Raw genomic sequence first — 14352 nt, forward strand, 5'->3', positions numbered from 1 at the left:
TGTTATGCCGGATGCCGGCATAACCGACTTATCCGGCCTTGCCTGATAAGCGAGGCGCCATCAGGCACTTCATCGTTTCTGCCGTGTTTAACTCGCTTCTGAAGGCGTATCTTCCGCCTGCGTACCGGGAAGCGTTTCCGGAAGCTGCGGCGCAAAGCCACGCAGCCCGACAACATGAACATGCTCAGTATTCTGAAACACTTTACGCACCAGTTTATACGTCGTGCCCTTCTCCGGACTGATGTTTTCCGGCGCAGCGATGATGAGCTGCATCTGCAAACGTTCGCATAGTTCAAACAGCGTGGCGATAGAGCGCGCATCCAGACGCGCCGCTTCATCGAGGAACAGCAGGCGACATGGCGAAATATCTTTCCCGCGCAGTCTGCGCGCTTCGTCTTCCCAGCTTTGCACCACCATCACCAGAATTGACATCCCTGTTCCGATAGCTTCACCCGTTGATAGCGCGCCGGATTCCGCACGCAGCCAGCCGTCAGACCCACGGTTAACTTCAACTTCCATTTCCAGATAGTTACGGTAGTCCAGCAACTCCTCGCCGATGGTCTGCGGCGTGCGTTGACCCATATCGATCTGCGGATTCAGGCGCTGGTACAGTTTCGCCAGCGCTTCGGAGAAGGTCAGACGATTGCTGTTAAACAGATCCTGATGCTGCTCCTGCTGTTCTGAAAGCACATCCAGCAAGGTGGCATGCGTTTCACGCACGTTGACGTTTAACCGCACGCTATTCACCTGGCCAAACGAGACGCTTTGCAAACCCTGGTTCAGCATACGGATACGGTTCTGCTCACGCTGGATAGTTTTGCGGATGATGTTTGCCACGCTGCGGGAACTGATCGCCAGCTTTTGCTCACGCGATGTCAGCTCTTCCGTCAGACGGCTCAGCTCAATCTCCATTTGTTCAATGGCTTCAACCGGATCGTCGGTACGAATAATATCCTGACGAATACGCTCGCGCAGATGCTGGTAAACGGCCACAAAGAACTGGATTTTACGTTCCGGGCGTTTCGGATCTTCCGACAGACGCAATACGTCGCGCAGATGTTCGTTATCCGCGACGGCCAGACGCAGCGCGCCCAACGCCTTATCCGACATGGAGCGCAGTTCATCCGCCGACAGATAAGCCAGCTCACGACGGTGCAGACGGCGTTCCACGCCATTGTCTTTCACCATCCGCATGACCGCGCACCAGCCGGCTTTCGCGGTCACGACCTGCTCGCGCATTTCATGATAATCGCGCTCCAGCTTGCGCAGCTTACGGGTCAGGTTCTCCATCTCCGCTTCGCAGAAGGTGAGCGCTTTCTCAAGCTGATTGCGACGCGAACGGTTATTGCTCAACTGAGCGTGCAGTTCATCCCGACGCTGGCGGGCGCGCTCTTCCGCCCCGCTGTCGGCGCGAACGCCAATGTCCTGTAATTCGCGCTGCAAATCGTTAAGCAGCTCTTTTTTCGTGTCGTAAGAGCTTTTTAGCGAGGCCAGAACCTGGCTGTACTGACTTAACTGCGCGGCATGGCTGCGCAGCGCTTCGCGGGCGCGGGTACGCTCGGCTTCCGCCTGCTCCAGCCGCTGGCGCAGCTTTTCGTTGAGATCGCTGTTGCCGCTCAGCATTTCCGCCGAGTCGGAATAGCTGAAATGCGCCCGACGTTCGACAACTTCAGCCAGAGCAAAAGCCTGCTGGCGCGCGTCGCGCTGCATTTGCTGCGACCATGCATAGTCTTCTTTTAATTGCTCAAACTGTTCCGGATCGCTTTGCAGAACGGAAACCATTGGCTCCAGTTTGGCTAACTGGTTGCCATATTGCTGCACAAATCGCGCCGCTTCCTGCGCCTCATCCAACCGCTCCTGAATTTCATCGACCCGATCGGCCAGCGTTTCATCGGCCAATAAATTCAGCCGCGGCAGCAAACGGTTAAGCGCGGAAACGCCCTCTTTGGCCTGCTCAAACTGAAGGCGCTGCTGCTGGTTGTCGCTTTCATGCGTCGCCAGCGCGCGCTCCAGCTCGACGCGACGCCCGTTCAGTCGGCGAATTTCCGCTTCCGGATCGTCCTCAAAGGCAACGGAAAGGTGGCTACCGATAAAACGGCTGAACGCCTGGTGCAAACGCTGGGTTTTCTGCACGTCAAACGAGAGCGTGGCAAAGCGCTCGGAAAGCACTTCCCGTTCCGCATGGAGACTCTCAATACGGTTCTCGCGCGCCGCGCGGCCAAAAATAGGTAGCGACGGGAAACGCGAATAACGCCACTGACGGTCGGCAATTTTCACGACCACCGCCTTTTCCAGCTCGTCAACGCTGAATACGCTGTCATCAAAAGACTGCGGATCGCCTTCGATCAGGTACAGATCTTCCGGGCAGTCGGTCAGACCTTCAAGCTGTTCGGCTATTTGCGATAAATCCGGTACGACGATCGCATGGCGCGACGGGCCATACAGTGCGGAGAAGTACGGCGCATCTTCAAGACTGACATCGTCGTAGATTTCCGACAGCAGTACCCCGCCAAAACGCTCCGCCAGCGCATTCAAACGCTGATCTTCCGCACCGCCCGGCTGGCTTAAACGTTCGATCTCTTCATCAACCGCATTTTTACGTGCGCCCACTTCGTCGCGTTCGACAATGGCTTCGCGCTCACGCTCCAGTAGCTGTTGCAGGTATTCGGTCACTTCCTGGCTGGACGTAAACTCCTCGCCGCACTGTTCGCTAAGCTGGTTCAGGCTATTCTGCGCCGCCAGCCAGACAGGAGCGCGTTGCATCAGATGCTGGATACGGGATTGCAGCTGTTCCTGTTCCTGACGCAAGGCCATACGCTGTTCGCTGGCTGACGACACGCTCTCAGACAAGGACGCGATGCGGGCTTCCAGCTCCTGATGCAGCGCTTCCAGTTCGTCAATATCAAAATTTTTGCCCTGTCGCTTACAGAACTCCGCCAGCAGACGTTCCGCCTCTTGCTGCTCGCGCAGCCGCTGTTCCAGTTCGCTCAGGCGCATCCGCAGCGGCTGTACCTGTTCCGCCAGATGACGCTGGTTCACGCCGTCCCGTAACAGCTCGCGCGCCACGTCCCAGGCTTCGCTACGCGCCAGCGGGCCGTTGATCGCCGCCACCAGCTGGTAAGCCTGCTCAAACTGGCTGTGCGCGGTTTGCGCCACGCTCATTTTTTGTTCCAACGACAGCAGTTTTTCCGTAGCTTCCTGCTCTTTTGCCTGGAAAGTATCCAGCCATTCGGCGGCGCTTTCCGGCGTTAGATCCGGTAGATGGCAAAGTTCTTTAGCGCGGGCAAGCGCTGATATCGCCTGGTTATACTGAATCGCGCGCGTTTGCTGTACATCCAGCGCCTGCTGGTAATCCGCAAGCTGGCTTTTGAGTTCATCGACTTCCAGCTCGGCGGCTTCGGCACGCGCTTCATTTTCGTCCTGCATTTCGGCGGCTTCCGCCACCACTTCATTTTGCTCTTCGAATCGAATCTGCAGCTCTTCAAGATCCGCTTCGTAGCGTTCAATTTTTTCCTGCTGGCGCAGCGCGGTTTGCACCAGATTCAGGTGATCGCTCGCCGCCTGGTAATCCGCTTCAAGAGAACCTTCGGCGCCGTTATGTTCGCCCAACTCACGGGCCATATCGACGTGCTTGTACTGCTCCGCCGCCAGTTGTTTGCGCGATGTGTACAGTTCGCGTCGAAACGCCAACGCCTGATCAAGGTGAACCCGACGCTCATTGGCGTGGCGCATATAATCCGCCGCCACATAATCGGTGGCTTCGCTGATCAAATGCTTAAACAGATCGCGATCGGATTGGGTAACACGAATCGCTTCCAGCGTGAGTCGGTTCTCGCGCAGCGCCGCTTCCATATCCTGGAACGCCTTGCGCACGCCGCTGTTTTCCGGCAATAAATAATCGCGTAGCGATCGGGTAATGGCGCTGGAGATCCCGCCGTACAGCGAGGCCTCTATCAAACGATAGAATTTACTACGATCGGAAGCGGAACGCAGACGACGGGCGATAATCCCTAAGTCAAACATCAGCGAATGATAATCGGTGATGGAGTTAAACTGCTTAAACTGCACGCCTTCCATCTCGTCAAGCTTGTCTTTCAGCTCAGCAAGCGACAGTACGCGCGCCTGACGTTCGTTTAATGTCTCCGTCACCAGTTGTGTCGGCTGTACCGACATCGGCAGCCCCTGAATAGCGAACGGTTTGATGTCCACTTTGCGATCGCGCCCAGCGACCTGCTGCAGACGCACGCCGACCACCACCCGCTGATGGCGGGAATTAATGGTGTCGAGCATGGAGTAACAGACACCCGCCTTCAGCTTACCGTGCAGACCTTTATCGCGCGAACCGCTGGTGGCGCCGGCTTCCGTGGTGTTACGAAAGTGCAGTAATGTGAGATCCGGGATCAGCGCCGTGACGAACGCCGCCATCGTCGTGGATTTCCCGGCGCCGTTGCCCCCGGATAACGTCGTGACCAGTTCATCCAGGTCAAAAGTGCGGGCAAAAAAACCGTTCCAGTTAATCAGCGTTAGCGAGCGAAATTTACCGCGTTCAATCATTATTCTTCCTCTCCACTGTCCGGCTGACTCTCTTCGGTCTCATCATTAAGTTGCAGATGGTTTTCAATGGGCATCGCTTCCCCGTCGCGGATGAGACGACGCTGCGCCTCGCGAGGATCGTCGCCGGCGCGGACATCCGCGCCAAAGCGGAAGACCGATTCGGTAATGCGGAATTTGCTGCTGTCGTGGCCCATAAACCATACCATGCCCAAACGACGCAGGCGGTTTAAAGAAGAACGCACCTTTTCCTGCAGTTTCTGACGATCAACGTCAGATCCCGTCGAACGGTTATTCACCAGCTTTAGCAGTTTGGCTTCGTCCGCAAGGGTAAGCAGCTCGTCGTACAACTCCTGCTGAGTAAAGATCCCTTCGTTGGCCAGACGCTCCGGGCTAAGATAGAGGTAGCAGAGAATTTTACCGACCATCATATCCAGTTCGGATAACACCGAGCGCGGGATAAGCGTGGTAGAACGCGGACGCAGGTAAAAGAACCCCTCCGGCGCACGAATCAACTCCACGTTATAACGCGCGTAAAACTCTTCCAGGTATTCCTGAAAATCCATCAGAAAGGCATGATTATCCAGTTCGTCCAGCCCGATGTGGCGGCCCGAACGTAATGCGCTATCCAGCGCCGGAAATAACGGATTCGCCAGCGCCTGCGCCAGCTTAACCGGCATCACTTGTTCAATATTTGTCAATGACATGCGCCTGTACCTTGGCTCCGTAATCATTAATCGGCTGCCATTTGGCTGGCAGTCCGGTGAAATCTGCTTGCGCTACGCCAAGACGTACCGCTTGATCGATAACAATACGCGCCACGTCGAAATGACGCGCGCGCGGGTATTGCGCCAGATACTCGCGCACCACCAGCCCAAGATCCAGTGGCGTTTGTCTGGTTTTGTAGATAGCCAGCTGTTCTTCAATGATGGCCGCTAACTGCTCGCGGATCTCGTTAAACTCTTCATATTCCAGATCCGGCGGCAACTCCCCGGTGACTTCATCGTCACGCAACGCCATCTCTTCATCGCGCATATCCAGCAGACGATCGGCATTCGCGTAGGTTAGCGCCCACGGATCGTCAAAATAAGTCTGCACGGACTGGCGCAACCGCTGGGCGAAGATACGGTTTTTATCCATATCGATCGCGGTACGGATAAATTTATGCACGTGACGATCGTAGCCGATCCATAAATCAATAGACTGCTGACCCCAACTGATAATGCGGTCGAGTTTACTTTGTAAGTCAAACACCAGCCTGTCGACAAAATGCAGATCGTCGTGCGTCATCGTGGCATCCTGAATGCGCAGCAGGTTAGCCTGCAGCTTATCGCCCGCCGCCTCCAGCGTATCCTGCAACTCGCGCAGCGTACCGGACGTTTCGGAAAGCAGCAGCTCACAGCTGGAAATCGCCGCCCGCCAGTCTTTATTCAGCAGTTGTGCGATATCGTCTTTCACCTGCTGCTGCTGTTCATCCATAATGCGCTGGGTGAGATCGATACTGTCGAAAATCTCCGCCACCGAATATTTCAATGGCGCGTAAACATTGCGATGCCAGTGGAACTCATCGCCCCCCTCCGCTGCCGCATCCGCCGCGCGCTTCAATTCGCCGGCCACAATCGACAACTGCATAGAAAGACGCAGCGTAGAGAATTCGCGTTGACGAATGTAGTAATCGGTGATGCCAATCCCGAGCGGGGTTAATCGGTAAATCGCATTGCCTTCCGCCTGCTCGCTGGTAAAGCGGTTCAGCAGACGTTGACGCACCATATCGTTAATCGCGTTGTTCGCGCGCACGCCGATGGTTTCGCTGGTTTGCTCAAACGCATCACTCACATGGCGGAATGCATCCACCAGCTCGCCTTCACTCATCTCGCCGTCAAGGCGTTCGCCGTTCAACGTGGCGACCGCCAGCAGAAAGGAAAGTCTGTCTACCGGCAGCGAGATGGAAAAGTCGTTTTTTCTGGCCCAGGCAACCAGTTCGGGGACTGTCTGGGAAAATTCACTCATAGGTTATCCTTGCATCTGCGGCTAGCGCCGGGCTTTTAATCGCGGTGACATGAATGTAGCGCCCAAGGCTAATATACGGCTCCTGGCGGCAATAACGCGTTTCCAGTTCGACCAGGGTCTCATAACAGTCACGCTGCTGGTGTTTTTCACGCAGATAATCATGAAACACACGCACGCCGGTTTTACCGGTAATCTGCCAGCCAATCGCCTCCAGCCACTGGTACACCTGCGCGGGGTCGCGCGGGTAGTCAGGCGACAGCGTGCGCTTCTTGCGTTTAGGCATCCCCGCCTGCACGTAGTCAAAATTACCCGCCACCATATTGTGCATCAGCAAACCGTTAGCGTTATAGAACATCAACGACAGCGCGCCGCCAGGGCGCAATACTGACCAGAGCGTTTCTAATACGCCGACAGGATCGGCTACCCACTCCAGCACAGCATGAAACAATATCAGATCAACCGGGCTTTCCAAATGCGAAGCGACGTCCTGAGCCGGGCATTGTATAAAATGCATGTCTTTGCTCACACCTTTTGCCTCGGCCGCCTGCCGCGCGCGGGCGATCATTTCGCCAGACAGATCGCATAACGTCACCTGATGGCCGCGTTCCGCCATCTTAATCGCCGTTTGCCCTTCGCCGCCGCCGGCATCCAGCACCCGCAGTTTCCGCCCGCCAATCTCCTCCAGCACGCGATCCAGGTCTTGCCACAGAATGGCTTGCCGCAGTTGCCCTTTGGTCGTGCCGTAAATGTTACGGGAAAACTTTTCAGCAATGTCATCAAAATTGCGATCCTGCATCGGACTCTCCACAGGCTGGCTCAGGCGTTATCTGATAAAACCGCTATTTTGTCACAGCCGCGGCGAGAATGAACCTGTCTGGTGTAATATCACCGTTAATCCTCCGCTATATGGTTAAAAAAGGAACCAAAAAGGATGCTTTTTACGCTAAAGAAAGTGATTGGCGGCATGTTATTGCCGCTTCCGCTGATGTTGCTGATCATTGGCATCGGCCTGGCGCTGCTCTGGTTTAGCCGCTTTCAGAAGACCGGAAAAGTATTTATCAGCGTAGGTTGGCTGGCGCTATTGCTATTAAGCCTGCAACCCGTCTCTGACCATTTGCTGCGTCCGATAGAAAACCGCTACCCTACCTGGCAGGGTCCGCAAAAGGTGGAATATATTGTGGTTCTCGGCGGCGGCTATACCTGGAACCCGCAGTGGGCGCCGAGCTCTAATTTAATTAACAACAGCTTGCCGCGGCTGGCGGAAGGCATTCGGCTGTGGCGCGCGAATCCGGGAGCCAGGCTGATTTTTACCGGCGGCGTAGCAAAAACCAATACGGTAAGCACGGCGGAAGTCGGCGCGCGGGTGGCGCAGTCGCTGGGCGTACCGCGTAGCGATATTATTACGCTGGATAAGCCAAAAGATACGGAAGAAGAAGCCGCCGCCGTTAAGCAGGCCATCGGCGACGCCCCTTTCCTGCTGGTAACCTCCGCCTCGCATTTGCCGCGTGCGATGATTTTCTTTCAGCATGCCGGGCTGAATCCGCTTCCCGCGCCGGCGAATCAGTTGGCGATCGATTCGCCGCTCAATCCCTGGGAGCGGGCAATTCCGTCCCCGGTCTGGCTGATGCACAGCGATCGCGCTGGGTATGAAACATTAGGGCGACTTTGGCAATGGCTGAAAGGCATATCAGGCAAGCCAGGGGAGTAATGATTTCGCCGCCAGATCAAAATTGGTACGGTTAAAACGTCCGGTATTGACCAATTGCGCAACCTCGTCCCACAGCACATAGAGCCAACGCCGCCAGATGAATGACTCCGCCACTGGCGCGCGTTGCAGATAATGCCAAAGCAATCCCTCCGCCAATGGATTATCCATCAGGCGAAACAGTTCGAATTCTCTCGGCGCCCACAGCATCAGCCCGGGGCCGACCATCGCCAGAAGCTGATCGCTACGGGCGTCTTTAAGCATACTGCGCAAGCAGAAGTTGCCATGCACCAGTACGCAGTTGTCGTTAAACCCTTCAAATAACGAAGGAAGATATTCTCTGGTACGAAACAGAATGCGTTTGTCCTGCATCGTCAGGCCGGTATTGCTGAACTGATTTAGCGTCGTCCACAGCACCTCCACACGCTGACGATACCAGGAAGGCCAGATATTCTCCTGAGTATGGTCTACGGCGCCCACGCAACCGCGGCTATCCTGCCGATGCCAGGCTAACAATCCTTCGACAATCTGATCTTTTAGCTGTTCCCAGCGTTCCGGAGTGCGCGCCGGCGCCTCGACCGGCACACCGCGCAGTCGTTCCAGTAGCAGCACATCCAGACCAGGATGCTCTTCATGCGTCAATACGCCATAGATTACCGGCATCCTCACCGTACCGCTACGCGCCAGCATTGAGGTTTTCCATGCCAGTTGCTGCGCAACGCCAGGAGTGGTAAAACTTCGCGCCATCAGCGGCATCGGATTTCCCTGGCTGTCATATAATGACCACAATGCGGAATCCGCTTTCTCATTCACGCACTCTATACGGCTAAGTTTTTCACCCAACAAATGACTGAGTTCGGCCCGCAACTGTTCCATTCCAGATTACCCCCATTAGTGCTACTGCTTTAATAATGAGCGTCGTATGGACAGATGTCACCCGTATCAGATCAAGGGAAGAAAAGAAAAATGAGGAAAATCGTAACGGTACGAGAAAGCCGCCACTGATGAGCAGACGTGAGTATTCATCTTTGCGCTATCATACCGCGCTGTTCATGACCGTCTAAGACGATCATGAACAGGATCATGTTAACGCATTTCAGCGCGCACGCGCTCCAGGTCGTCGGCGGTGTCTACGCCCGTGCCGGGCACCGCTTTGGCGACAGCGACATGAATTTTTTCGCCGTACCACAGCACACGGAGTTGCTCCAGCATTTCAATATGTTCCAGCGGGCTGGGTTGCCAGCTCACGTAACGGCGGATAAATCCCGCGCGATAGCCATAAATGCCCAGGTGACGAAGGCAAGTATCCCCTACCGTTTCCAGACTTTTTGCAAAGCGATCGCGATCCCAGGGAATCGTCGCCCGGGAAAAGTAAAGCGCATAGCCTTCAGCATCCAGCACGACTTTTACCGCATTCGGGTTAAACGCTTCTTCGGCGCTGTGAATCGGCACCGCCAGCGTCGCCATGCCAACCTGGCGCTGCGCCAGATTTTCCGCGACCTGGCGAATAATAACCGCCGGGATCATCGGCTCATCGCCCTGAACGTTCACAATAACGGTATCGTCGGTGAATCCGCACTTCTCTACCACTTCCGCCAACCGTTCGGTGCCGGACTGGTGATCGGCGCGCGTCATGCACACTTCGCCGCCAGCCGCTTCTACCGCACGAGCCACGTCTTCATGATCGGTCGCGACAATAATGCGTTCCGCGCCAGATTCGCGCGCCCGCTCCAGGACATGAACAATCATGGGTTTACCATTAATATCCACTAATGGTTTGCCTGGCAGTCGGGTAGATGAAAAACGGGCCGGAATGATGACGACGAAACTCATGATTTACTCTCATCAGATGTCAGGGCGCGAGCTTCATTTTCCAGCAATACAGGAATGCCGTCGCGTAACGGGAAAGCGAGATTATCCAGTTTGCAAATTAATTCTTGCTGTTCCTGGTTATACCAGAGTTTGCCGTTACATACCGGGCAGGCGATGATTTCAAGCAGACGATGATCCATAGTTCCTCCAGATGGACCGGATTGTGAATCCTTCAATATTAACATAATCGGTTATGGTGCAGGGTCTATTTCCCAGCCATGACGCATGGCGCTAAACAGGCCTGGCGGACATTGTCCCAGCGTCACGCGCGATGCTCGTTGCCAGGCAGCAAACGCGCTAATGGCCTGCCAGATTCCTTTTTGCAGACTAACGCCAGGGCGAATATCGTCCTCCAGATACAGCGAGATAACCTCAAGCACCCCCGTTTTACGGTGCATTTTGGCGTCCATTCGCCCGACTAAACGGCCCTGGTATAATAGCGGCAGCACAAAATAACCGTACTGGCGCTTCGCCGCGGGCGTATAACATTCCAGCCGGTAGTCGAATGCGAAGAGCTGCGCTGCCCGCTTACGATCCCATACCACAGGATCGAAAGGCGACAGTACTGCGCTATGGGTCGCCTTTAAGGCGTTATTTAGCGCCGGTTCAAGCTGCGAAAGAAGATCGGCATGAAGCCACATCCGCCCCAACGTTTCCACCTCGACCGGAATAATCTGCTGCTGTTCCGCCCGGCTCTCCCGCTATCCTTTCAGGTCAGGACGTTTCAGGCGGTAGTAATCCGCCAGCCACTGTTCACGGAAAATCCCCAGACTGCGCGCGCTATTATCCAGCATCAGGCTTTCCGCCTGCGGCTGTGACAGTCCATCGCGTTCATCATCCCAGTGCGGCATCACACGGGGCGTTAAATCATATACACGTTGAAAATTACGCCGCTCAACAACCATGACTTTTCCGGCGGTAAATAAACCCTCAAGGTGGCGTTTATGTGGTTTCCATTCCCACCAGCCGCTGACGCCTTTCTGCGCATGTTCAAAATCGGCAGAACGCACCGGACCATGCTCCTGAATATGCCGCACCAGCTGTTCTATTTCTTCCGCGTGCTCATGCATCCATGCCGCGCGATATTTCCAGCCCATTTTTTCCGGCGACAGCATACGATGGCGGATAAGTTTAAAGTCGCGGCGTGGTAAGAAACAGGCCTCATGCGCCCAGTATTCTATTAACTCGCCGCGTCGCAGCGCCTCATCCAGCCAGGCCTGCGGGTACGAACCGAGACGGCTAAACAGCACCAGATAGGGGCTACGTGCGACAACATTGATGGTATCAATTTGCAGCAACGCCATGCGTGAGATGGCGGCAAGAACATCGCCAGGCATCGCGTTACGGCGCGGCTTTTTCAATAGCCCCTGCGCAGCAAGGTGAAGACAACGGGCCTGGGAAAGAGAAAGGTACGGCAATGACATTCATGACTCCATAAATTCATCACTGCCGCTGCATTGGGGTACGCTAGCGAACCAGCGAGGTGATATGTTCAAGCAACTTATCAGGCTGCTCGCCGGACAAACGCGCATCAACCGGTAAGAACCACCAGTTATCTTCGGCGAAAGCACGGCATTTCACCGCGTCTTTTTCCGTCATTACCAGGGTCTGCCCTTCACCGACCAACGCCTGAACGTCAGCAGGGGCGAGCGTTTGATGATCGGCCAGCGGGACGCACTTTTGCGGATGCGCGCCACAGGCTTCCAGCGTGGCGAAAAAGCGCGGCGGATGACCGATGCCCGCCATCGCCACAATATTGCTCAGTTGCGCCACATCGCAACGCGCTCCCGTACGTAAGTTCACCGCCAGTCCAGGCGCTAGCTGCATGGGGATTTCGCCCGCCCGGGCGACGCCGCCATTCACGATAGCGGCGTCCACGGTTTTCAGGCGACTGGCGCGTTCGCGCATAGGGCCGGCAGGAAGCCACCAGCCGTTGCCAAAACGGCGCACCCCGTCAATCACCACAATTTCAATATCTCGCGCTAGTCGGTAATGCTGCAACCCATCGTCGGTGATAATAATCTGCACATTATGCGCCGCCAGAATCGCTTTCACCGCCGCGGCGCGTTCAGGCGCCACCGCGACAGGCGCGCCGGTCCGCTGATAAATCAATACCGGTTCATCTCCCGCTTCTGCGGTTGTCGTCTCAGGCGTCAGGAGCAGCGGATAAGCGGCAGCTTTCCCGCCGTAGCCGCGGGAAACGACCCCCACGCGCACGCCACGCTGTTGCAGCTTTTCCACCAGCCAAATGACTACGGGTGTTTTACCGTTACCGCCAGCCGTAAGATTCCCTACCACAACCACCGGTACCGGCGCTCGCCAGGCGCGTTTCAAACCAAGCTTATAGCTCAGACGAATCGCCCCGCTCACCAGGCCATACAGCCAGGAGAGCGGCAGCAGTAACCGCCATAGCGGGGATTCACCCGACCAGATACGCGCAATCATTGGCCAAATTGCATCTTATGCAGCTGGGCGTAAACGCCGTGTTGCGCCAGCAGCTCGCTATGAGTGCCGCGCTCAACGATAATACCGTCTTCGACTACAACGATCTCATCCGCCTGTTCGATGGTGGAGAGACGGTGCGCAATCACCAGAGAGGTACGGTTTTTTTGCAGCTCATCCAACGCGGCCTGAATCGCACGTTCGGACTCGGTATCCAGCGCGGACGTAGCTTCATCAAGGATCAGAATCGGGCTGTCGCGCAGTAAGGCGCGGGCAATCGCGATACGCTGGCGCTGACCGCCGGAAAGCAGTACGCCGTTTTCGCCGATAATGGTATCCAGACCATTATCCATCTTGTTGATAAAGTCCATGGCATAGGCCATGCGCGCCGCCTCTTCAATCTGCTCGCGGCTGTATTCTTCCGTCCGGGCATAAGCAATGTTATTGGCGACCGTGTCGTTAAACAGATGCACGTTTTGCGAAACCAGCGCCACCTGATTACGTAGAGAGGCCAGAGTGTATTCGCGTAGATCGTGACCATCCATCAGGATGTGTCCTTCATCAATATCGTAGAAACGGGTGATCAGACTGGCGATAGTTGATTTACCCGATCCGGAACGCCCCACCAGCGCCACGGTTTTCCCGGCAGGAATTTTCAAATTGATGTTACGCAATGCCGGCACTTCACGGCCCGGGTAAGTAAACGTCACATTGCGGAATTCGAGATCGCCGGTCGCGCGGTCAATGACACGTTTACCTTCATCTTTCTCCTGTTCGCTGTCCAGAATCGCAAACAACGTCTGACAAGCCGCCATCCCACGCTGGAACTGCGCGTTAACGTTTGTCAGCGATTTTAATGGACGCATCAGCGCGATCATGGAGGAGAACACCACCGTGATGGTCCCTGCCGTCAGGCTATCCATTACGCTTGGGAAGCTCGCAGCATAGAGAACAAACGCCAGCGCCAGCGAGGCAATGAGCTGAATGATAGGATCGGAAATTGACGAGGCAGAGACCATTTTCATGCCTTGCAGTCGCATCTTATTGCTGACTTTATCAAAGCGTTTAGTTTCGACTTCCTGACCGCCGAAAATCAGTACCTCTTTGTGTCCTTTCAGCATTTGTTCAGCGCTGGTAGTCACTTGTCCCATCGTGTTCTGCATATTTTTACTGATGCTGCGGAACCGCTTTGAGACAACGCGAATCGCAATCGACACAATCGGCGCTAAAACAACCAGGATGATCGACAGCTGCCAGCTGTAATAGAACATCATAATAAACAATCCGATGATCGATGCCCCTTCACGCACCACGGTAATCAGCGCGCCAGATGAAGAAGAGGCAACCTGTTCTGAATCGTATGTAATACGCGACAGCAGCGTACCGGTAGACTGTTTATCAAAGAAGGCGACGGGCATTCCCATCATATGGCCAAACAGGCGACGGCGCATGGTCATTACCACCTTGCCTGACACCCATGAAATACAGTAGCTGGAGATATAGCTAGTGATGCCTCGTAATATCATCAGCCCAATAACCACCAGCGGCATCCACAGCAACACTGAGCGATCCGTTTTACCGAAACCATCATCCAGTAATGGCTTGAGGAGCGATAGCATGAAGGTATCGCTGGCTGCGTTGAGAATTAACGCTATGCCCGCCACGATCAGACCTGCTTTAAAAGGCGCTATGGTTGGCCACAGTCGGCGGAAGGTCTGCCACGTAGAGAGATCTTTATCGTTATGCATTCAAAAAACCAGCATTTGTTGAAA

At 55.2% G+C, this 14352-nt stretch carries 10 protein-coding genes and 1 pseudogene; 1 reads left to right on the forward strand and 10 read right to left on the reverse strand.

Annotation, left to right across the window (positions count from 1 at the left end):
* Nucleotides 1-87: 87 nt before the first annotated feature.
* The 4 genes from mukB to cmoM are packed head-to-tail and all read right to left on the reverse strand — an operon-like array spanning nt 88 to nt 7357.
* Nucleotides 88-4554: a chromosome partition protein MukB gene (gene mukB, locus AAYN39_RS09610; protein WP_000572729.1), complete on the reverse strand. Its 4467-nt coding sequence runs from the start codon at nt 4552-4554 to the stop codon at nt 88-90.
* Entirely contained in the window at nt 4554-5258 is a 705-nt protein-coding gene (mukE, locus tag AAYN39_RS09615) for a chromosome partition protein MukE (RefSeq protein WP_000060025.1), read from the reverse strand. Before mukE ends, mukB begins: the two co-directional genes overlap by 1 nt.
* Nucleotides 5239-6561, reverse strand: coding sequence for a chromosome partition protein MukF (gene mukF / locus AAYN39_RS09620; protein ID WP_001288827.1), 1323 nt, complete (start codon nt 6559-6561; stop codon nt 5239-5241). Before mukF ends, mukE begins: the two co-directional genes overlap by 20 nt.
* Entirely contained in the window at nt 6554-7357 is an 804-nt protein-coding gene (cmoM, locus tag AAYN39_RS09625; RefSeq protein WP_001154025.1) for a tRNA uridine 5-oxyacetic acid(34) methyltransferase CmoM, read from the reverse strand. Before cmoM ends, mukF begins: the two co-directional genes overlap by 8 nt.
* Nucleotides 7358-7492: 135 nt before the next feature.
* On the opposite strand from cmoM, the gene elyC reads away from it, so the two are divergent.
* Nucleotides 7493-8269: an envelope biogenesis factor ElyC gene (elyC, locus tag AAYN39_RS09630; RefSeq protein WP_000899546.1), complete on the forward strand. Its 777-nt coding sequence runs from the start codon at nt 7493-7495 to the stop codon at nt 8267-8269.
* On the opposite strand, the gene AAYN39_RS09635 is transcribed toward elyC, so the two are convergent.
* The 6 genes and pseudogenes from AAYN39_RS09635 to msbA all read right to left on the reverse strand — a co-directional run bounded on the left by AAYN39_RS09635 (nt 8249) and on the right by msbA (nt 14328).
* Entirely contained in the window at nt 8249-9142 is an 894-nt protein-coding gene (locus AAYN39_RS09635; protein ID WP_000436890.1) for a YcbJ family phosphotransferase, read from the reverse strand. The genes elyC and AAYN39_RS09635 overlap by 21 nt on opposite strands.
* Before the next feature lie 210 nt (nt 9143-9352).
* Nucleotides 9353-10099 carry a 3-deoxy-manno-octulosonate cytidylyltransferase gene (kdsB, locus tag AAYN39_RS09640; protein ID WP_000011583.1) on the reverse strand — a complete coding sequence of 249 codons (747 nt, stop codon included), beginning with the start codon at nt 10097-10099 and terminating at the stop codon, nt 9353-9355.
* On the reverse strand, nt 10096-10278 hold the full coding sequence (ycaR, locus tag AAYN39_RS09645; RefSeq protein WP_000350061.1) for a protein YcaR: 183 nt from the start codon (nt 10276-10278) through the stop codon (nt 10096-10098). The genes kdsB and ycaR overlap by 4 nt, the downstream gene beginning before the upstream one ends.
* Nucleotides 10279-10329: 51 nt before the next feature.
* Nucleotides 10330-11562: pseudogene (locus AAYN39_RS09650) on the reverse strand (winged helix-turn-helix domain-containing protein).
* A gap of 43 nt (nt 11563-11605) precedes the next feature.
* Entirely contained in the window at nt 11606-12583 is a 978-nt protein-coding gene (gene lpxK / locus AAYN39_RS09655) for a tetraacyldisaccharide 4'-kinase (protein ID WP_000561698.1), read from the reverse strand.
* Nucleotides 12580-14328: a lipid A ABC transporter ATP-binding protein/permease MsbA gene (gene msbA, locus AAYN39_RS09660; RefSeq protein WP_000551246.1), complete on the reverse strand. Its 1749-nt coding sequence runs from the start codon at nt 14326-14328 to the stop codon at nt 12580-12582. Before msbA ends, lpxK begins: the two co-directional genes overlap by 4 nt.
* Between the last annotated feature and the right edge of the window lie 24 nt (nt 14329-14352).

This window comes from Salmonella sp. K21076 (assembly GCF_039650795.1).
GTDB classification, from domain to species: domain Bacteria; phylum Pseudomonadota; class Gammaproteobacteria; order Enterobacterales; family Enterobacteriaceae; genus Salmonella; species Salmonella enterica.

Excerpts from the sequence above, each read along its gene's own strand:
- lpxK (WP_000561698.1), bottom strand. The coding sequence starts at position 12,583 with ATGATTGCGCGTATCTGGTCGGGTGAATCCCCGCTATGGCGGTTACTG.
- AAYN39_RS09635 (WP_000436890.1), bottom strand. The coding sequence starts at position 9,142 with ATGGAACAGTTGCGGGCCGAACTCAGTCATTTGTTGGGTGAAAAACTT.
- elyC (WP_000899546.1), top strand. The coding sequence starts at position 7,493 with ATGCTTTTTACGCTAAAGAAAGTGATTGGCGGCATGTTATTGCCGCTT.
- mukB (WP_000572729.1), bottom strand. The coding sequence starts at position 4,554 with ATGATTGAACGCGGTAAATTTCGCTCGCTAACGCTGATTAACTGGAAC.
- ycaR (WP_000350061.1), bottom strand. The coding sequence starts at position 10,278 with ATGGATCATCGTCTGCTTGAAATCATCGCCTGCCCGGTATGTAACGGC.
- cmoM (WP_001154025.1), bottom strand. The coding sequence starts at position 7,357 with ATGCAGGATCGCAATTTTGATGACATTGCTGAAAAGTTTTCCCGTAAC.
- msbA (WP_000551246.1), bottom strand. The coding sequence starts at position 14,328 with ATGCATAACGATAAAGATCTCTCTACGTGGCAGACCTTCCGCCGACTG.
- mukE (WP_000060025.1), bottom strand. The coding sequence starts at position 5,258 with ATGTCATTGACAAATATTGAACAAGTGATGCCGGTTAAGCTGGCGCAG.
- kdsB (WP_000011583.1), bottom strand. The coding sequence starts at position 10,099 with ATGAGTTTCGTCGTCATCATTCCGGCCCGTTTTTCATCTACCCGACTG.
- mukF (WP_001288827.1), bottom strand. The coding sequence starts at position 6,561 with ATGAGTGAATTTTCCCAGACAGTCCCCGAACTGGTTGCCTGGGCCAGA.